The sequence below is a fragment of the Peterkaempfera podocarpi genome, assembly GCF_042466665.1.
GTDB lineage: Bacteria > Actinomycetota > Actinomycetes > Streptomycetales > Streptomycetaceae > Peterkaempfera > Peterkaempfera podocarpi.
On sequence record NZ_CP162102.1, the window covers coordinates 2447226 to 2466674 of the forward strand.

Sequence of the window (19449 nt, forward strand, 5' to 3'; positions counted from 1 at the left end):
ATGACATGCTCGGTCTGTCAGTCCGCTGTGCCGGACGACGCCCGCTTCTGCCCCAACTGCGGCACACGCGCCGAGCCGCCGGCCGTGCCCACCCGTGAGCTGAGAAAGACCGTCACGGTCCTGTTCTGCGACATGACGGACTCCACGGCGCTCAGCGGCCGCCTCGACCCGGAGCCACTGCGCGAGGTGATGGTTCGCTACTACGCCCTCATGCGCTCCTGTCTGGAGCGCCACGGCGGCACCGTCGAGAAGTACATCGGCGACGCGGTGGTGGCGATCTTCGGTGTGCCGGTGCTGCACGAGGACGACGCACTGCGCGCGCTGCGCGCCGCGACGGAGATGCTCGACGCCCTGGCACCCCTCAACCTCGAACTGCGCGCGCTGATCGGCGTGGAGATCGGCATCCGCATCGGCGTGAACACCGGTGAGGTCGTGGCCGTCGAGGACGCCCTGTCGGGCCAGGTACTGACCTCGGGCGAGGCCGTGAACGTCGCTGCCCGGCTGCAGCAGCACGCCGCTCCCGGCGAGATCATCCTTGGGCCGGTCACCCACAACCTGACCACCGGCGACACCGTGGTCGCCCCGGTCGGTGAACTCACCCTGAAGGGCAAGGCCGAGCCTGTTCCCGCCTGGCGGCTGCTGGATCTCTCCCCGGGAGGGGCAGCCGGATTCCCAGCCCGCGACGAGCCCTTCTTCGGACGCTCGGCGGAGCTGGAACAGCTCACCACGGCACTGGACGAAGCCACTGGCGCGGCGGACTGCCGGCTGGTGACGCTCCAGGGTGACGCAGGTCTGGGCAAGACCCGGCTGGCGGCCGAGTTCATGGTGAAGGCAACCGGGCGGGGAGCTGTGGTCGGAGTGGGACGCTGTCCGCCCTACGGCGAAGGCCGGACCCTGTATGCGCTCGGGGAGGCTCTGCGGCAGATCGTGGACGCGGCGCGGGACCGCGGCGCACTGGGCCCGGAGCAGGGCTTCGACGTCCGGGACGCCCTGGCGTACCTCGAATCCGGCCTGCTGCTCGACGGGGCCCCCGGCGAACTGCCCGACCAGTTGACCTGGGCCGCAACCCTCGTTCTGGAGACGATCGGACGCCGGCACCCCGTCGTTGTGATCCTGGACGACGTGCAGTGGGCGAAGCCGGCTCTGCTCGAACTCCTGGGGCATCTCGCCGGCGGCATCACCGGCGCCCCGGTGCTCATGCTGGTGCTGGCCAGGCCGGACCTGCTCGAGACCTCTCCCTCATGGGGCGGCATCGCACCCGGCACCGGTTCGTTGGTGCTGGGTCCGCTGGGTGCCGGGGACGCCAGGCTGCTGGTGACCGCGCTCAGCGAGTCGGCGTCGCCGCTTCGGGCAGAGCTGGTCGAACAGATCGTGGAACGTGCGGAGGGAAACCCGTTCTTCCTGGAGCAGCTGGTCGCCATCGCCGACCAGGGCAGTACCGACTCGCTCCCGCCCACCGTGCAGTCCGTGATCGCGGCCCGCCTGGATCTGCTGGACCCCGTGGACCGGGAGGTGCTTTTACGCGCCACCGTGCCCGGGCGCCGGTTCTCGGCCGCGGAGCTGGGGGCTCTGCTCCAGGAGGATCCCGCCATCGGCGATCCGCCGGACCAGACGCTCGTCCCGCTCACCCACCGTCGGCTGATCGTCGCCGAGCACACCGGGGAGAGATACCGCTTCTCCGGGGCGCTGGTCCGCGACGTGGCCTACCACGTCCTGTCCAAGCGGGCCCGGTTGCGCTTCCACGAACGGCTCGCCGGCTGGCACCGGCAGCACCCGGACCGCCACGACCAGGTCGGACTGCACCTGGAACAGGCCTACCGTCTCGCCACCTCGCTGGGCCCGGCCGACCAGCAACACGTACGGCAGCTGCGGACCGACGCGGCAGCGGCCCTGGCCCTGGCCGGCGCCCAGGCTCTGCGCCGAAGCGACCTCCACTGGGCCGCGGACCTGCTCACCCGCGCACTGGACCTGCACGACCCCTCCTCGCCGGAACGGCAGGCCGTCACCGTCCACCTGGCCGAGGCCCGGCTGCTGCTCGGCACCGACCCGAGCGCTCTGGAGACCCTGCGCACCCTGGCCGACGAGGCGTCGGTGGACGGTGACCAGCGCACCGCCTGTCATGTGCGACTGCTGCTGGGCGCGTTGGAGATGCCTGGACCGTCCGCGGTCGAGGACGTCCTGGCCACCGTCCCGGTCTTCGAGTCGGCGGGAGACCATCTCGGCCTCACCCGGGCCTGGCTGCGCGTCGGCCAGCTGCGCCAGCTCGGCGGACGCTACGGGGAGGCTGAGGGGCTGCTGCGACGTGCCCTGCGGCACGCCCTCCAGACCGACACACAGTTCGAGCTCGCGACGGTGATCGGCGGCCTGGCGACATCGCTGTGGCGCGGGCCCACCCCGGCCGAGGCGGCCATGGCGGGGTGCGGCGCGCTGCTCGCCGAGCACGCGGTGGGCCGCCGGGTCGTGCGCGCGACGGTGAACTGTCCGCTCGCGGTCCTGCTCGCCTACCGCGGCACGTTCGACGAGGCACGCTCGCTGGTGCAGACCTCAGCCCGGATCATCGATCAGCTCGGACATGCCTATGGTGCGGCAAGCATGCAGATCTTCGCCGCCACGGTGGAGGGTATGGCTGGACGGTGGGACGCCGCCGAGGTGCTGCTGCGCGACGCCGCGGCAGCAGGTCTGCGACTGGGTGACACACTCAGCTCCTCGGCTGCCGCCGCGGGGCTGGCCCGGGCACTTCAGGAGCAGGGCAGGAACCAGGCCGCGCTGCGCGTCACCGAGGGCACCACCCTCACCACGGGGGATCCGTTCCTGGACGCCGAGATCCACGGGGTAAGGGCTCGGGCGCTCGCCCTCCGCGGCGACCGGGAGCCTGCTCTGCGGGACGCGTCGCGTGCCACGGCGGCCGCAGCCGGCACCGACTCAACGGCCTGCCAGGCGATGGCGGCACTCGACCGCGCACACGTCCTGAGAGCCCTGGGGGACGACCGGGGCTCGGTCGCAGCCGCCACCACTGCTGAACACCTCTTCCAGGCCAAAGGCCACCTTGTGGGTATCCGATGGGCGGCCTCGATCGGCGCCCAGTCCCGGGACACGGATGTGACATGAGCGGAGAAACGCACCTTCGGGCCACCGCCCACCCGCCACTGACCTGGAACGCCCTCGGTCGGAGCCGGGAAGCGCTGACCATCGAAGCCGACTGGCCCCACCAGATCACCCCCGAGTGGGCCTGGGGGGGGTCCTCCGGACGGGGTGTCCGGGTGTGCATCGTGGACAGCGGAATCGAGGGGGACCATCCCGATGTGGGGCCGCTCCAGGGTTCCTTCGCCGTTGTCGCCGCGGACACGGGCGGACTGGCCGTCGAGCAGGTGGTGGACGGCGACAACTGCGGGCACGGTACCGCTTGTGCCGGCATCGTCCGCTCGCTTGCGCCGGAGTGCGAGCTCTACAGCGTCCGGGTGCTCGGTGAGGGCTACAGCTCGTCCGGCGACGCGTTCGTCACCGGGCTGCAGTGGGCGGTCAGACAGGGCTTCGACGTGGTGAGTCTCAGCTTGTCGACCACGCGCCGACGCTTCGCCGAGGCCCTGCATGCGATCGCCGACGAGGCCTACTTCAATGGCACGGTACTGGTGGCCTCGGCGCACAACACTCCGGTGGAGAGCTACCCCTGGAGGTTCTCCTCCGTCATCTCGGTCGGCAGCCACGCGGTCCAGGACCCGGCCCTGGTGCTCTACAACCCCGTCCCTCCGGTGGAGTTCTTCGCCTATGGGACCGATGTCGACGTGGCCTGGGTCGGCGGTCTGCGCAGTCGGATCACCGGCAACAGCTTCGCCACACCCCACGTTGCCGGCTACTGCGCGCTCGTCCTGAGCAAACATCCACAACTCACCCCCTTCCAGGTCAAGAGCTTGCTCTACCTCACCTCCGACAACGTGAAAGGGTTCGCATGACCGAGAACCGCAATGTGGTGGCGGCAGTGTCCGTGCTGCTGGGAGAGGCGGAACGCGACCATCAGGAGCTGCTGGGGTCCGTGGTGAACGTCGCGCGCGCACTGTTCGGGGCTGCGGCGGCGTCGGTGTTCCTGCTTGACGAGCAGTCCGGAGAGCTGGTCTTTGAAGCCGTCTCCGGCGAGGGCGAGGGCCACCTGCTGGGCGAGCGGTTCCCGGCCTCCCGCGGCATCGCCGGCTGGGTCCTGGCGGCCCAGGAACCCCTGGTGGTCAGCGATCTGTCGACGAACGCGACCTTCGCCCGGGATCTCGCGGAATCGACCGGATATGTACCCGGATCACTCATGGCGGCTCCCCTGATGCGCGGTGAGGAGACCATCGGCGTGATGGAGGTGCTCGATCCGACGCCCAGCGCGGTCAGCCCGCTCGGCGCGGCGGAGTTGCTCACCCTCTTCGCCGGACAGGCAGCGGTTGCGCTCGGGGTGGTCCAGCACAACCGTGCCGCCCGCCGGATGCTCACGCAGGAAGCCGGCGAGCTGACCGACCTGGCAGAGGTCGCGCGGCTGCTGGAGGAACTCGGCGCCGACCGCCGCGCCGCGGGACTGAACCTGCTCGATTCGGTGCACCGGCTGCTCTCGCGGGCGGGATGACGTGTGAACGAAGACCACCAGAACGGCGCAGGAAGGGACGACCATGCGATTTGACGTGCCACTGAAGATCGCCGCAGCCGAGCTGTGGCTGCCGGACGCGCGCGAGACGGCCGACGATGCCGTACGCGCCGGAATACTGGAGCCCGAGCGTGCCAGGGCCAACGACTACGCCGAGGTCCCGGTCAGCGACATCCCCCCGCCCCAGATGGCGGTGCGCGCGGCCACCGCCGCGCTGCAGAACACGACGGCCGGCCGTGACGAGATAGGGCTGCTCGTCCATGCCTGGACCTACTACCAGGGCCAGGACTACTGGGAGCCGGTGCACTACATCATCAACGAGCTGTCCCTGCCCCGTGCCGTCCCCCTGGGTGTCAGCCTCGGCTGCAACGGCGGAATCGCCGGTGTCGAGGCGGCGGCCTGCCGGCTCGTATGCGACAGCGACATCAGGGCCGCCGTACTGACCACAGCCGAGCGGTTCTCCCCACCGCAGTTCGACCGCTGGCGCGCGAACCTCGATGTCACCTACGGAGACGCCGCGACAGCGCTGGTGCTCGACCGGGAGGACGGTCCCTTCGAGCTGCTCAGCACCGCCACCGTGGCCGCCACGGAGTTCGAGGGCATGTACAGGGCCCCATGGGCCACAGCCCCGTTCCAGCACGAAGCGACGATCGACATCCGTTCCAAGCTCCGGAACTTCCTGGCCACAGGCAACGGTCCCCGTTTTGCCGCCGTCGCCACCGATGCGGTGCTGCGCACCGTCACATCGGCACTGGCGCAGGCCGGCCTCACCCCGGACGACCCGAGGATCCGGATCATCGCGCCCCCACGGTTCGGGGCCGAGCTCATCGAGCGGTCCTACCGTTCGGTACTGGCCGGGCTGACCAAGGCCGAGACGCTGAATCTCGGACGGCACACCGGTCATCTCGGCGCGGGCGACATGGTCGCCAATCTCGCGGACATCGCCCGGGCACGGATGCTGGAGCCCGGCCAGGTAGCCCTGATGCTCTCGGCCACAGCAGGCTTCACCTGGTCGTGCATGGTGGTTCGCGCCACCTGACCCGGCGGGGCGAGAGGGCTCAGCCCGGTCGCCCCACGTCGGTCGCCCCGCCCTGACCGCCCGCCCTGATCGCCCGCCCTGATCGCCGAATACGTCGCCGCCCGGAGGGGGCTTCCTGCCCCTCAACTCCGGGCGCGCGAGGGCGTGCGCAGACCGATGCCGGACATGAGGCGCTGCCCAGGCGTTCGGTGTCCGGTCGACCGCCCGTGCGTACGGCGCCGTCGGCCCACACCGCGGCCTGCCGCGCCGTGGCCCCGCACGAGGTCGCCCGCCTCCCGGCCCGCCCCACCGCAGGCCCAGGGCGCTGCCGTCGGCCGGGGAGGCGCCACAGGAGCACCCCCGAGGGGCCGCCGGGCGGCGCCGGGGCGGAACACCCACACTCACTGTCGCCCCCGGGCGCCGCGGGCCGGACTGCGCCCTGCGCCCGGGGGACCACGCCTGGTGGTCCCCTCGTCACACCGCCGACCGCACGGCACGGTCCCGGAGCCGTCCGCCCACCGGGGCTGTCGCCACCCCTCGGGCCGCGGACTCGAGCGGTAGTGGCGCCCCCTGAGCCGAGCCCTTGCTGAGCCGGCGTCAGACGCCTCTGTTCGCATGTACGCCATCGTTGCGGCTGATGTACGCCATCCGGCCGGGCTGTATCCGCCATCCGGGTTCGGCAGTTAAGCCATGGCGACCGATCTTTGGATTATCGGATTAGCGGAGTATTGAACGTGCCAAGGGAGACACCGGGAAGTCACCCGGTTGTCCGCAGCCCCCACATCTGGAGGACGCCATGTCTCGCCCCCGCCTTCGCGAACTCATCCAGCGCGCCATCAGCGACGACGACTTCGCCCGCAGCTTCCTGGCCGACCCGGGCGCGGTGGCCAGCGAGTACAACCTGACCGAGGAGCAGGTGGAGAAGGTCCGTGAGCTCGCCGCTCAGGGCCTGTTCCAGGCCGAGGTCGAGGCCCACGACGCCACCCCGGCGTACTACTGAGATCCACCCGCTCGTACCTCAGCGGGCCACCGGGTCACCGCCTCGCGGTGGAGCGGGTCAGCGCACTGTCGCGCGCCAGTGCGACCGCGACCCGCTCCACCACCCGGTCCGGACCCACCAGGCGATTGCAGTGCATGTGCACCAGCGACCAGCCGATCGTCGCGGGGTCCTGCCCGCAGTCGAGTAGGTGCGATCGGTAGCTCGTCAGCGCCGCGTGCCAGCTCTGCCACGCACGCTGTGCCCCCCGGCCGTGAGACGTCACGGTTTCGGGGGGCCGCCCGTGTTCCGCCGCGAGCTGCATCCTCAACGGCGTGCGCAGCCGGGTGAACAACCGGCGCTCCCCTGCCGAGAGGCGGGGTTCGGGCAGGTCCCCGACCGCATCGGCGGAGCCCAGCATGACGGCCAGCAGATGCAGCGCTCCCGCGGCCGCCAGCCACTCCACGTGCGTCGCAGCCGGCTTCGACGCCAGCAGTGCAAGGACCAGCCGGGAATCGCGGTGGAAGACCTGCTCCGCGGCTTCGAGCGCGTCTCTGCCCCCGTAGCGCCGCAGCTCGGGCCGGTAGCCGGTCAATGTGAACTCATCGACCAGCCCCGCGTCCCGCAGGCATCCACTCCAGGTGTGCAGGGCCGGCAGGACTGTCCCGTGCAGGCTCTGAGGACGACCGTGGAAGCGCAGCCGAAGCTCCGGCACACCGGTCGGACCCGCCTCCCGCACGAAGAACCAACGATCCACTCCCGCCCGCTCGATCGCGGCCTCAAGTGCCGGATCCGCGAGCGCCGCCAGCAGGCTGTCCTGCAGAGCCGCGGGTGCGGTCAGGCTCGCACACAGCCAAGGGCCTCCGGGCAGGAACACACAGTCGGGCTCCGCAGGGCCGGTCGGTCCGGGTGGGGCTTCGGTCCGCGGTGTGCTGCGGGGATGCAGGGGGAAGACAAACTCCGCCGCGTGCGGCCCGCCGGCCCCGGCCGGCCAGCCCACGCCTCGCCAGGCCGCCACACCGCCGGGAGGTTCGGTGACCGTGGTGACACGGTGGCTGCGGCACTCCCGCTGCAGCAGCGCCGCATGCACCGGATCCGCCAGATCCAGTGGCAGCCGCCGGCCCCACGCACCGGCGAAGACGATGTCGGGTACCTCGTGCACCCTCCGCCACTGCTCGAGTGCCTGGCGCCACTCCTTGTCGGCGGCCACCTCGGCGAGGTGCAGCAGGTCGGGGGAAGCCTCCAGCGAGCCGAGGCCAGGACGGCCCGCCCGACTCGCACGCGCGGGAGCCAGGACAGCTTTTCAGCAGCCCCCCAGTTCCAGGACGTCCATGGCGCGGCACCGTCGCGGCCCAGGGCGAGCAGCAGGCCCGCGACCGCATCGGCGCGCTGCGGATGCAGGGTGGAGTAGCTGACCGGCCGGATCTGCCGCCCGAGTCGTGGTGAATACAGCAGCAGTCTGTGCCGGGTGGCGATGACATGGAGATCCGTCAGACTGAGGTCGCGGCTCGTGCGCGGCGGCGGATGCGGTGTCAGATCGATCCGGTGGCTGGCCCAGCCGGTCTCGCCGACCAGGTTCGCAGCCCTGGCGTCCGGTGGTTGGAAGACGACTTCCGCCTCCAGGGGGCCGGCCTCGTCCGCGTGCGTCCGGCCTCCCAGAAGTCCGGCCGCGGTGGCTCCGAGGGGCCCGGCCAGGCGCCCGACGACGGAGCCTGCCGGTCCCGGGCCGCTGTGTGAGCCGAGGACCACGAGGAAGTCCCCCCGGTCGACCGCCTCGGCGGAGGCGGTGACGATCTCCGCGAAGACATCCACCGACGGTGGCGGGGCCACTGGACCCGACACGGCGGCGAGTCTGCGCCGCAGTGACCGCTCCAGACGCAGCTCGGCGCGACCGGCAGCCCGGGCATCCAGCGCGAGGCCGGTCAGCAGCCGGTCCCGTGCGCTGAACGTCGGTCCCGGGTCCGGAGCCGGCGCAGGTGTGCCGTGCAGGCCGAGGGACTTCGTCGGATCGAGGAACTCCAGCAGCGGGACGGGGCGGTCGAGCCCGTACCGGTCCAGGACCGCTCGGTGCAGACCGGCGAGCGAGCGGTCCGGGCGCGACGGGGTGCTGGTCCAGGCCACCGAGGCGGCGCGCTCGACCTCGTCGACAACGCGGTGGGGCAGACGCAGATCGGTGTCCAGCAGTACGTCGGCCACGAGATCGGCCTCCGGCCGGTGGACCGCGCCCAGCCGGCCGCGCAGTCGCCGCAGAGCGCCGGCACTCAGCGAAGGGGATGCCTGGTGCAGTTCCCTGCGGAGCTCGTGCAGGCGCTCGGCCAGCGGATGCCCCTCCAGTCGTTCGACCAGGTGGCCGAGCGGGTCGGCGGCTCCCGCCGGCGGCAGCAGGTCGGTGGCCAGCAGACGCGAGGCAAGCAGGCCGCTGAGACACCGCGCCAGCTCGTCCCCGGCCATGCCCGGGACGGCGGTGCGCAACAGGTCCAGCAGTGCGGCGTAGCCGGTGCCCCGGTCTCCTGCAGCGTCCTCGGCGGCGAGCGCCAGCACTGCGTCGACGAGGCGGTTGCTGCGCACACGGGTGCGGACCTGCCACCGGCCGGGTCCGCCGGTGCTGCGGTCGGGCAGGACATACAGCGCGCCCAGCCGGCGGACGGCAGGCACCGTCGCAATGCGTACCCGCGTGGCCAGGCCCGGCAGATCAGGGTCCGACTCCAGCGAGGCGATCAGGTCGGCCAGCCAGCGCGGCGCAGGGCGCAGGAGCAGGCGGTGCCGGGTTCCGATACTGCCCTCGGCGGCGGATCCCGCAGGGATCAGGGCGGTCCCGGCGAACAGTCCGAAGGGCGTGGCACGATGACTGCGGCGCAGCAGATAGCCGGTGAGCGCGAGGATCACGCGCCGCCGGTCGCCGGGCCGGCGGCCCGCGCTCGTCGGTGGCGGCAGGGTCAGCAGGTGCGCCAAATCGGCGGAGGCCAGCTCGACGGCCGCCGCCAGTGCCGGGTCGCCGTGGAGGCTCCGGACCAGCTTGTGGAGCAGCGCCGGGTCGTCCCCGGGCGGGTGCGACCGCGTGCCGCCGCCGGCCGGGAGGGACCGGGGAGCCAGCGCGGCGCGCACCACGACACGGTCCGCGCACACATACACGGATGTCCCCGCACGTCGGACACGGTCAGTCTCGGACATCTCGGACGGTCTCGATCAGCAGCTGCTGCGCGAACACCCACAGCGGCAGCGGCATGACGAAAGGCAGCGGCCTGACTGCACATTCACGCGCGTCCTCCGTGATCGTGAGGGCGTGCACGCAGGCGAGCCGCTCCAGGAGGTCCTCCATCTCGCTGGGGTCCTTGGACGCCGGACTCCAGGTCGCCGCGAGCTGTATCAGCGCAAGCCGCTCGGCGACCCCCAGCACCCGCAGATAGCGGACGTAGCAGTCCCGGACGGAGAGGTCTCCGATCACCAGCTCGTCCAGCAGCCGTCCTTCGTCCTCCAGCCGATCGGCGAACTGCTCCAGCGGCAGATGGCCCAGACCGGCCAGCCTGGCACCCGCGATACGCACGGCCAGGGGCAGCAGGCCACATGCGCGAACGATCCGCAGAGCCGCGGCCGGGGCTCCGGACACCCGCTCGGCGCCGACGGTGCGGCGCAGCAGGTCCAATGCCTCCGCCTCGGTGAACACGTCCAGGGCGAATTGACCGAATCCTTCGAGTCCACCCAGGTGGCGGCAGCTCGTGAGGATCACCGAGCATCCGCCCGAGCCCGGCAGCAGCGGCCGGACCTGGGCAGCGTCGGCAGCGCCGTCCAGGACCAGAAGCAGCTGACGGCCCGCCAGTCGGCTGCGGAGCACGGCCCCCCGGTCCCGGTCTGCCCCGGCTGTCCGCGGGGGCACCGGCCCGAGCCTGGACAGGAGCTCGTCGAGGAGTTCCCCGGGCGGACGCGCCACGCCTCTCTCGTCGCGCAGCGGCAACAGGACATGGCCGTCGGGGAACTGGGGGGCGAGCATGTGGGCCGCGTGGAGGGCGAGGGTGGTGGTGCCCGACCCCGGCGGCCCGGTGATGGCGGCGAATCTGCCCTGACGGGGAGAGGAGGTGGCACCGTCTCCAAAAAATGTCAGAAGTTTGCTGAGAGTGTCCGTTCGGCCGGTGAAGTCGTCCACATCGCGGGGAAGTCCGGACAGATGGGCCACGACTTCCGCCTCGGGGTGCGGTTCCCGCCGCCGCACGGACACGGGCGGCGGGTTCAGCGCGGGGTGCCCGGACAGGATGTTCTGGTAGAGCCTCTGCAGAGCCGGGCTGGGGCCCAGACCGAGCTCGGCTGCCAGCAATTGCCGGAGGTTGTCGTACTCCGCGAGGGCCTCGGCCTGTCGGCCTCCACGGTGAAGCGCGGTGAGCTGCTGGCTGCGCAGCCGCTCCCGGAGCGGGTGCATGCGGACCAGCGCTTCGATCTCCTCCAGCACCTCGGAGTGGTTGCCGAGGGCCAGCTCCACCTCGAACCAGTCCTCGTACACGGCCAGTCGGCGGTCGTCGAGCCGGGACGCCTCGGCGCGCACCGCAGGTGAGACCAGCAGGTCGACCAGCGCCGGACCGCGCCAGAGCCTGAGGGCCTGCCCCATGTGGGCCTCTGCATCCACCATGTCGCCGCGACGCAGGGCGAGCCTGCCCGCCCTCGACAGGTCCTCGAACTGCAGCGCGTCGACTTCGGGCGGGCTCAACAGCAGCTGGTACCCGGGCGGGCGGTAGCGCAGCCGGTCCTGCCGGCCGTCCGCCGCAAGGAGCTTGCGAAGGTGGGAAATGTACACCTGGATGTTCTTGTGCGCGGTGCGCGGCGGACCTTCCCACCACAGGGTGTCGATCAGTTCCTCGATCAGGACCACGCCGTTGGACCGGCAGAGCAGCATCGCCAGCAGCAGCCGCTGTTTGAAGGGCCCCAGGCCCAGCTCGATGGGATCGGCACCGGATCCGGCCGTCCGGAGTTCCGCCGTCAAAGGCCCCAGAATACTGAAAGAAATCTGCATGGCCGAGCCGCCCCCCGAGGCCCACAACATCGACAAAGAGAGCACGGATCGAATCCGTATCGCCCGTGGGCAAACTAATCTCGGGGGAAGATCGCGTCAACGCGACCATAGTCGTAGGGTCTACGACCTTTGTGCCAGGGGATGGGCCCGCGGCGACCGCCCGCGACCGGCACGGGACGTGTGTCCGACAGAATAATAAGCATGTGCATGCCATAACCACCCCCGCATTCAGCACCCGGCGGCCAGGGCGGCGCACGGGCCGTTGCTGTACCCCTTGTCGGCCGCCCCGCTGTCCGGCTCCGAGCGGGGCATGCGCGGCCCTGCTCTCGGAACACGGATCTTCTCCAGCACCCCGATGAACTGTGTGCAGTCCGCCAGCCGACCTGGCGTGACCAGCAAGGACAGCGGCCGGCAGCAGCCATCGGCGCTCAGGTGCCCACTGCGGCGGGATGCGCTGGACGTCCACGCCCGGCTTGGCCCCGAGGGTGACCGAGGCGGCCAAGTCGGGGCCGGTTCGGAACCACCGCGGCGGCTTTGCCAATCTATGACCGTGCGGCTTCGGTGATCACGAGAGGGATCTTCCATGGGATTCAAGCGGATGCTGGCTGCCTTCGGTGCCGGCGGCGCATCGGTCGAGACAGTGCTGAACGACCCGAATGTGGTGCCGGGCGGCCTGGTGCACGGCGAGGTCCGGATCCAGGGCGGAAAGGTCGACCAGCGGATCGAGGGGCTGACCCTGGGCCTCCAGGCCAGGGTGGAGGTGGAGACCGAGGACTCCGAGTACAAGCAGGACGTGGAGTTCCACCGGCAGCAGATCGGCGGGGCCTTCGAGCTGCGGGAGGGCGCGGTGCACGTGGTGCCGTTCGCGCTCCAGGTCCCGTTCGAGACGCCGGTGACCGCGGTGTCCGGGCAGCGGCTCCACGGGATGTCGGTCGGGGTGACCACCGAGCTGGCGATCGACCATGCGCTGGACGCCGGGGACCTCGACCCGCTCGAGGTGCATCCGCTGCCGGTGCAGCAGGCACTGCTGGACGCCTTCGGGCGGCTGGGGTTCCGCTTCAAGGGGGCGGATCTGGAGCGCGGGCACATCCGCAACACCCGGCAGCGGCTGCCGTTCTACCAGGAGATCGAGTTCTTCGCCGCGCCGCAGTACCCGGGGCTCAACGAGGTCGAGCTGACCTTTGTCGCCGACGAGAGCGCGGTGGACGTGGTGCTGGAGATGGACAAGAAGGGCGGGCTGTTCACCGAGGGCAGCGACTCCTTCCGCTCGTTCACGGTGGCGCACCAGGCCGTGGGGTCGACGGACTGGGCCGACTACCTCCACCAGTGGGTCCACTCGGTCGGCGGCCAGCGCGGCTGGTTCTGAGCGGCCGGGGAGGCCCTAGGGTGGAATTCGACCAAGATCCTCGTCAAGGAGGTTTCCCGACGTGACCGAGGCCAAGAGGCGGCCCCTACCGCACGACTTCCACCCCCCGGTGCCGTCCTTCACGGTGACCAGCGACGACATCCGGGACGGCGGGACCCTCCCCGACGCGCAGGTCCTGGACGGCGGGAACACCTCGCCGCACCTGCGCTGGGAGGGCTTCCCCGAGGGGACCCGCAGTTTCGCGGTGAGCTGCTACGACCCGGACGCACCGACCGGCAGCGGATTCTGGCACTGGTCGGTCTTCGACATCCCGGCGTCGGTGACCGAGCTGCCCACGGGCGCCGGTACGGGCGACTTCGCCGGGCTGCCGGACGGGGCCGTGCAGGTGCGCAACGACTACGGCAACCGGGACTTCGGGGGCGCGGCGCCGCCTCCGGGTGACGGCCCGCACCGGTACCAGTTCACCGTCTACGCGGTGGACAGCGAGAAGCTCGGGCCGGACGCCGACGCCACTCCCGCGGTGGTCGGCTTCAATCTGCGGTTCCACACGCTGGCGAGGGCTCATCTGACCGCCGAGTACGAGAAGAAGTGAGTCCGCCGGCCCAGCGGCCGGTGGCTGGATGCGGCGCTGCCGTGCCCCCTCTCGAGGGGTGCACGGCGGCGCCGTCCGCGTTCCGGGGGCGGCGAGGGGCGCGCGCAGGGGCCGCCGGAGGCGCGGGGACACGGGAGACGGCAGGAAATTGCGTTGTTGCCGGGACCGCTGCCGATCCACAGTGGACACACCGCCGCGGGGGCGGATGTGGCCGGGGAGGTGTCGGAATGCGCAGCACGCTGGTGCTGAACGCGGGTTACGAGCCGTTGACGACGGTGTCGCTGCAGCGTGCGGTGGTCCTGGTGCTCCAGGACAAGGCCGTGGTCGAGCAGGCCCATCCGATCCGTGTGGTGCGGGGGACCGGAATCGAGGTACCGCTGCCGCGGGTGATCCGGCTGACCCGGTATGTGCGGGTGCCCTTCCGACAACGGGCTGCCTGGTCCAGGCGGGGGGTCCTGGTGCGTGATCAGCACCTCTGCGCCTACTGCGGGCGGCGGGCGACCACCGTGGACCACCTGGTGCCGCGGTCCCGCGGCGGGGCGGACAGCTGGCTGAACACCGTGGCTGCCTGCGCCGCGGACAATCAGCGCAAGGCCGACCGGACACCTGAGCAGGCGGGTATGGCCCTGCTGCGCAAGCCCTTCGAACCGACGCCGGAGGCCTCGCTGATGCTGGCGCTGGGGCTGCGCCGCGCCGACATGGGCGACCTGGCGGCCTGGCTGCCGCAGTCGGCCTGAGCCGGGTTCTCAGACCGGGGCGGCGAACCCTGCCGGGGAGGGTTCGCCGCCCCTTCCGCCCACATCGGGTGCGGCGCCCGAGGTTTGCCGACGGTGCGTCACTTCGCCGAGGTGTAGGCGGTGGCCGAGGTGCTGTAGGTCGAGGTGAAGGCGGGCACCGCGACGACCAGTCCGTCGGTGGTGAGCAGCCGTCCGGCGGTCAGGACGGAACCGGTGTCCTTGGGGAAGCCGCCGCCCGCGCTCTCCTTGCCGTCCGCGAGGGCGAAGCGGCTGAGGTGGGCGGGCTGGTCGGTGCGCTCCTCGGTGGCGATCACCAGGCCGTCGCCGTCGATGCCGACCGGCTGCACCTTGCCCTTCTCCTGGGCCGAGGTCGTCCAGAGCGCCTTGCCGCTCTTGAGGTCGACCGCGGTGACGGAGCCGTTGGCAGGGGTGGAGCCGTCGGCGGGGACGAGGGCGGTGGCCATGGTGGTACCGCTGAAGAAGACGCCGGGGCTGGGGTCGAGCGAGCCGTGCTCCACATCCAGTCGGCCGCCGGCTTGGGCCACCGGGATCTCCGCGCCCGGATTGCCCTTGTTGTCCCAGGAGCGGACGCGGTCGTCGGTGGCGGCGCTCCCGGTGGTGAGGACCACCGCGGGTTCCGCGGAGAGCACCGTGACGGTCTTGGGCGTACCGAGGCCGCGCCACCAGATGAGCCGGCCGGAGGCGGCGTCCAGCGCGACGATCTGCTCCTTGGGGTTGGTGTCGGCGCAGCTGCTGTGCAGCAGCAGGGTGCTGCCGGAGCCCGCGCCGGAGAGGGTGCAGAACTTGCCGCGGCCCTTGTTGTCCCACTTCCACTTGCCGCTGGCGGCCTCGTAGCCGACCGCCTTGGAGTCGCCCACCGCGACCACCAGGGTGTCGTTGACCATCACCCGGGCGTTGTAGGAGTCCTTGGTGTCGGAGAGGGTCTTGGTCCACTTCTGCTTGCCGGTGCCGGTGTCCACGGCGGAGAGCAGGGTGCAGCTCTTGCTGCCCGCCTTGGGCGCGAAGAGCACCGCACCGGTCCCGCCCGCCACGGTCGGGGACATACCGCACGGCACGGCCCCGGGCTTGGGGGTCTGCGCGGTCCACACCAGCTTGCCGGTGGTGATGTCGTAGGCGTGGACGCCGGTGGCGTCGCCGCGGACCACCGCCTTGGGCAGCAGCCAGCTGCCCAGCAGGCCGTCGTCGGCCCCGGCGGCGGCCGGCTGGGCCGTCCAGGCCTTGGTGTGGTCGACGGAGAAGTTGGCGGACGAGGCACCGGCGGCTCCGCCGCTCGCGGCGGTACCGCCGTCCGAGCCGCCGCTGGTCGCCACATAGACGCCCGCGCCCACCAGGACGACCAGGGCGGTGCCGCCGACGGCCAGGCGGGTCGTCCTGGTGCGGCGGGAGGGGCCGTCGGGGCCGCCGCTGAGTACGGCTCGGGCGCGGTCCACCAGGCTCGGCCCGGGTTGGTCGAGGTCGTCGGCGGGGTCGTCCGCCGGGCCGGTGCCGTCCGGTCCGCCGTGGCCACCCTGGCCGTAGTGGGCGTCGGGGCCGTAGTGGGCGTCGGGGCCGACCGGGTGCTCGGGGTCGCCGTGGCCGGGCATCGCTGCGGGGGCTGCGAGGTCGTCGGGGAGGGCCTGCCACTGCTGGGTGGCCTCGCCGGCGTCGGCGGCCGGCTGCTGCTGCTGCTGCTGGGGGAAGGTCTGGCCCTGGTAGTCCTGGTAGCCCTGCTGATACTCCGGGTAGCCCTGATAGCCCTGCTGGTAGCCCTGGTAGTTCTGGTAGTCCTGGTAGACGCCGTTGCCGTACGACGGGTCCTGCTGCTGGTCGCCGCCGGCGGGGTAGGTGTAGCCGTAACCGTTGTAGTAGGCCTGGTCGCCGTAGCCCTGGCTGTACTGCTGCTGCTCGTATCCTGCGTAGTAGCCGTTCGGCTGCTGGGCCTGCGCCGGGTCGCTCCAGGCCTCCTGGCCGGCACCGTAGGTCTCGTAGCCGCCCGGTATGCCGCCCTCGGCGGAGGATGCCTGGCCGGGGTGCTGCCACTGCTGCCCGTAGTCGTACTCCGAGGGCTGGCCGCCGCTGCCGGAGGGTTCCTGAGCCATGAAGTTCCGTCCGTCCCGCCTGGATGATCCGTCGGCCAGCATCTCACGAACGGCCGCCGGGGCCGGGTGACCGACGGCGGGCGGAGCTTCAGTGGGCGGCTACGACCTGGTCGATCCGGCCGGCGAGTTCGAAGTCCAGAGCGGTGAGTCCGCCGGCGGAGTGGGTGCTGAGGGTGAAGTGCAGAGTGCGCCAGCGGATGTCGATGTCGGGGTGATGGTCCATCTCCTCGGCCTGCTCCGCGACGTCCACCACGATGCGGATCGCGGTGGGGAAGTCCGCGGCCTTGGCGGTACGGCGGATGGCGTTGCCGTCCCGGGTCCAGTCGGGCAGGGCGGTGAGCCGCTGGTCGATCTCGGTGTCGGTGAGCAGGGCTGCTGCGGGCACGAGGGCTCCCTGGGCTGGTGTGCGGTGCGTCGATCCGACCCTGGCAGACGGCGGACGGGCCGTCGAGCCGCACTCACCCGACCACAGCAACCCGGTGACACCCCAGGGCTGCGGCCGTCGTCACGGAAACCCCGGCCCCGACGGCCCCGACGGCTCGGGCGGCTCGGGCGGCGGCGCGGCGCGGCGCCGCCGATGGGGTACCGCCCGCTGGAGTCCGGCGGGACGGGGACCCGGGCGCGTCGGGTGGGCGGGGCGATCAGTCGAGGAGCAGCTTGACGACCGCCACCAGGCCGACCACCACGATGATGCCGCGCAGCGCGACGGGCGGCAGTCGGCGGCCGACCCGGGCGCCGATCTGGCCACCGAGCACGGACCCGGCGGCGATCAGGAGTACGGCGGTCCAGTCGAAGTGGGCCACAAAGAGGAAGAAGATCGCCGCCACTCCGTTGACCAGCAGCGCCAGGACGTTCTTGGTGGCGTTGATCCGCTGCAGGTCCTCGTCCAGCAGCATGCCCATCAGGGCGAGCATCAGCACACCCTGAGCGGCGCCGAAGTAGCCGCCGTAGATGCCGGTGGCGAAGATGCCGGCCATCAGCAGCGGTCCGGCGTCCGGGTGCGCGTCGCCGGTGCGGCGGGCGGCGACGGCCTTGGCGAGCCTGGGCTGGAGGACCACCAGGACCAGGGCGAGCACGATCAGGGCGGGGACGACGGCGTCGAAGGCGCTGCCGGGCAGCACGATCAGCAGGATGGCGCCGACCAGTCCGCCGAGCGCCGCGGCGGCGCCGAGGCGGATCAGCCGTCCGCGCTGGCCGGTGAGTTCACGGCGGTAGCCGATGGCGCCGCTGAGTGAACCGGGCACCAGGCCCAGGGCGTTGGAGACATTGGCGGTGACCGGGGGGAGGCCGACGGCGAGGAGGACGGGGAAGGTCAGGAGGGTGCCTGAGCCGACGATGGTGTTGATGGTGCCCGCGCCGATTCCGGCGGCGAAGACCGCCAGCGCCTCCCAGGGTGTCATCCCGGTTCCCTTCGTCCCACCGCACCGTACGGCCTCTGATCATGCATGAGGGCGGGCGGCGCGGCGCAGGGGGGTCCGGGATGCGGGCGAGGGCGGAGAACGGGTGCCGTTCTCCGCCCTCGGGGCGTCTGCGGGCCGGGCCGGGAGGCCCGGCGGGTCACTCGGGGTCGATGGAGGGGTACTCCCGGGCGGGGTCGACGCGGGGGCGGGCGGCGCCCTTGTCGCGGTCGGCGGGCGGGGTGGGGCCGGCCGGCTGGTGGCCGTTGCCGGCGGGACCGCCCGCGAAGCCGGCGAAGGCTCCGCCGAGGCCCTTGAGGGCGTCGCCGACCTCGCTGGGGATGATCCAGAGCTTGTTGGCGTTGCCCTCGGCGAGCTTGGGGAGGGTCTGGAGGTACTGGTAGGCCAGCAGCTTCTGGTCGGGGTTGCCCGCGTGGATGGACTCGAAGACCGTGCGGATGGCGGCCGCCTCACCGTCGGCGCGGAGCACCGCGGCCTGGGCCTCGCCCTCCGCCCTGAGCACATCGGCCTGCTTCTGGCCCTCGGCGGTGAGGATGGCGGCCTGCTTGGTGCCCTCGGCGGTGAGGATCGCGGCGCGCTTGTCGCGGTCGGCGCGCATCTGCTTCTCCATCGAGTCCTGGATGGAGGTCGGCGGCTCGATGGCCTTGAGCTCGACGCGGTTGACGCGGATGCCCCACTTGCCGGTGGCCTCGTCCAGGACGCCGCGCAGCGCCGCGTTGATCTCCTCGCGGGAGGTCAGGGTGCGCTCCAGGTCCATGCCGCCGATGATGTTGCGCAGCGTGGTGACGGTGAGCTGCTCGATGGCCTGGATGTAGCTGGCGACCTCGTAGGTGGCGGCGCGCGGGTCGGTGACCTGGTAGTAGATGACGGTGTCGATGTTGACCACCAGGTTGTCCTGGGTGATCACCGGCTGCGGCGGGAACGGGACGACCTGCTCGCGCAGGTCGATGCGGTTGCGGATGGTGTCGATGAACGGCACCACGATGTTGAGCCCGGCGTTGAGCGTGCGGGTGTAACGGCCGAAGCGTTCGACGATCGCTGCACTGGCCTGCGGGATGACCTGGATCGTCTTGATCAGTGCGATGAAGGCCAGCACCACCAGGATGACCAGGACGATGAGGACGGGTTCCAACGCACTCTCCCTATACGACGAGGGCGGTCGCGCCCTCGATCTCTATGACATCCACCTGTTGGCCGGGCTCGTACACGGTGCCGGGGTTGAGCGCACGGGCCGACCAGATCTCGCCGTTGAGCTTGATACGGCCGCCCTGGTCGTCGACCCGTTCCTGGACGACGGCGGAGGCGCCCTTGAGCGCCTCGATGCCCATCCGCACCGGAGGGCCCTGCTTGAGGTGGCGGTAGGCGATGGGCCGTACCACCAGCAGCAGAGCCACCGAGACCGCGACAAAGACGATGAACTGGGCCACCACGCCCGCGCCGAGCCCTGCGGTGCCCGCGGCGGCGAGTGCCCCCACCGCGAACATGCCGAACTCGGGCATCGCGGTGATCACCAGCGGAATGCCCAGACCCACGGCGACGACAAGCCACCACACCCAGCTGTCCACAACCCCATCCTAGGGAGCAACTGCTGGACGTGGAACGGTTTCCGCAGGTCGATGGGGAGAATCC

Annotated in this window: 16 protein-coding genes; 8 read left to right on the plus strand and 8 right to left on the minus strand. The window is 71.5% G+C overall.

Annotation, left to right across the window (positions count from 1 at the left end; all coding sequences use genetic code 11):
• From AB0761_RS10725 to AB0761_RS10745, 5 genes are all read left to right on the plus strand, one after another.
• Window positions 1-3108: an AAA family ATPase gene (locus tag AB0761_RS10725; RefSeq protein WP_377268745.1), complete on the plus strand. Its 3108-nt coding sequence runs from the start codon at window positions 1-3 to the stop codon at window positions 3106-3108.
• Complete coding sequence (locus AB0761_RS10730; RefSeq protein WP_377268746.1) at window positions 3105-3950, plus strand: S8 family serine peptidase; 846 nt, start codon at window positions 3105-3107, stop codon at window positions 3948-3950. Before AB0761_RS10725 ends, AB0761_RS10730 begins: the two co-directional genes overlap by 4 nt.
• Entirely contained in the window at window positions 3947-4597 is a 651-nt protein-coding gene (locus AB0761_RS10735) for a GAF domain-containing protein (RefSeq protein WP_377268747.1), read from the plus strand. Before AB0761_RS10730 ends, AB0761_RS10735 begins: the two co-directional genes overlap by 4 nt.
• Before the next feature lie 43 nt (window positions 4598-4640).
• Window positions 4641-5654: a ketoacyl-ACP synthase III family protein gene (locus AB0761_RS10740; RefSeq protein WP_377268748.1), complete on the plus strand. Its 1014-nt coding sequence runs from the start codon at window positions 4641-4643 to the stop codon at window positions 5652-5654.
• A gap of 775 nt (window positions 5655-6429) precedes the next feature.
• Window positions 6430-6633, plus strand: a complete 204-nt coding sequence (locus tag AB0761_RS10745) for an Os1348 family NHLP clan protein (protein ID WP_377268749.1) — start codon at window positions 6430-6432, stop codon at window positions 6631-6633.
• Between the two features lie 34 nt (window positions 6634-6667).
• Here AB0761_RS10745 and AB0761_RS10750 read toward each other — a convergent pair whose 3' ends face one another.
• Genes AB0761_RS10750 through AB0761_RS10760 form a run of 3 tightly spaced genes read right to left on the minus strand, consistent with a single transcriptional unit; the run spans window position 6668 to window position 11578 of the window.
• The gene (locus AB0761_RS10750) at window positions 6668-7486 is read right to left on the minus strand and encodes a thiopeptide-type bacteriocin biosynthesis protein (protein ID WP_377268750.1); all 819 of its coding nucleotides are present in this window, start codon (window positions 7484-7486) and stop codon (window positions 6668-6670) included.
• Entirely contained in the window at window positions 7447-9714 is a 2268-nt protein-coding gene (locus AB0761_RS10755; RefSeq protein WP_377268751.1) for a lantibiotic dehydratase family protein, read from the minus strand. Before AB0761_RS10755 ends, AB0761_RS10750 begins: the two co-directional genes overlap by 40 nt.
• 52 nt (window positions 9715-9766) lie before the next feature.
• Window positions 9767-11578, minus strand: a complete 1812-nt coding sequence (locus AB0761_RS10760) for a BTAD domain-containing putative transcriptional regulator (protein WP_377268752.1) — start codon at window positions 11576-11578, stop codon at window positions 9767-9769.
• Window positions 11579-12191: 613 nt separating this feature from the next.
• Here AB0761_RS10760 and AB0761_RS10765 point away from each other — a divergent pair.
• The 3 genes from AB0761_RS10765 to AB0761_RS10775 all read left to right on the plus strand — a co-directional run bounded on the left by AB0761_RS10765 (window position 12192) and on the right by AB0761_RS10775 (window position 14303).
• Window positions 12192-12974, plus strand: a complete 783-nt coding sequence (locus AB0761_RS10765; RefSeq protein ID WP_377268753.1) for a sporulation protein — start codon at window positions 12192-12194, stop codon at window positions 12972-12974.
• A gap of 61 nt (window positions 12975-13035) precedes the next feature.
• Window positions 13036-13566 carry a YbhB/YbcL family Raf kinase inhibitor-like protein gene (locus AB0761_RS10770; RefSeq protein WP_377268754.1) on the plus strand — a complete coding sequence of 177 codons (531 nt, stop codon included), beginning with the start codon at window positions 13036-13038 and terminating at the stop codon, window positions 13564-13566.
• A gap of 227 nt (window positions 13567-13793) precedes the next feature.
• Window positions 13794-14303, plus strand: a complete 510-nt coding sequence (locus tag AB0761_RS10775; protein ID WP_377268755.1) for an HNH endonuclease — start codon at window positions 13794-13796, stop codon at window positions 14301-14303.
• Between the two features lie 98 nt (window positions 14304-14401).
• Here the strand turns inward: AB0761_RS10775 and AB0761_RS10780 are convergent, their stop codons facing one another.
• The 5 genes from AB0761_RS10780 to AB0761_RS10800 all read right to left on the minus strand — a co-directional run bounded on the left by AB0761_RS10780 (window position 14402) and on the right by AB0761_RS10800 (window position 19385).
• Complete coding sequence (locus AB0761_RS10780) at window positions 14402-16402, minus strand: PQQ-binding-like beta-propeller repeat protein (RefSeq protein WP_377268756.1); 2001 nt, start codon at window positions 16400-16402, stop codon at window positions 14402-14404.
• A gap of 88 nt (window positions 16403-16490) precedes the next feature.
• Window positions 16491-16787 carry a 4a-hydroxytetrahydrobiopterin dehydratase gene (locus tag AB0761_RS10785; protein ID WP_377268757.1) on the minus strand — a complete coding sequence of 99 codons (297 nt, stop codon included), beginning with the start codon at window positions 16785-16787 and terminating at the stop codon, window positions 16491-16493.
• Between the two features lie 256 nt (window positions 16788-17043).
• Window positions 17044-17802: a sulfite exporter TauE/SafE family protein gene (locus AB0761_RS10790; protein ID WP_377268758.1), complete on the minus strand. Its 759-nt coding sequence runs from the start codon at window positions 17800-17802 to the stop codon at window positions 17044-17046.
• A gap of 157 nt (window positions 17803-17959) precedes the next feature.
• Entirely contained in the window at window positions 17960-18952 is a 993-nt protein-coding gene (locus AB0761_RS10795; RefSeq protein ID WP_377268759.1) for an SPFH domain-containing protein, read from the minus strand.
• A 10-nt stretch (window positions 18953-18962) separates the two neighbouring features.
• Window positions 18963-19385, minus strand: a complete 423-nt coding sequence (locus AB0761_RS10800) for an NfeD family protein (protein WP_377268760.1) — start codon at window positions 19383-19385, stop codon at window positions 18963-18965.
• Window positions 19386-19449: the final 64 nt, after the last annotated feature.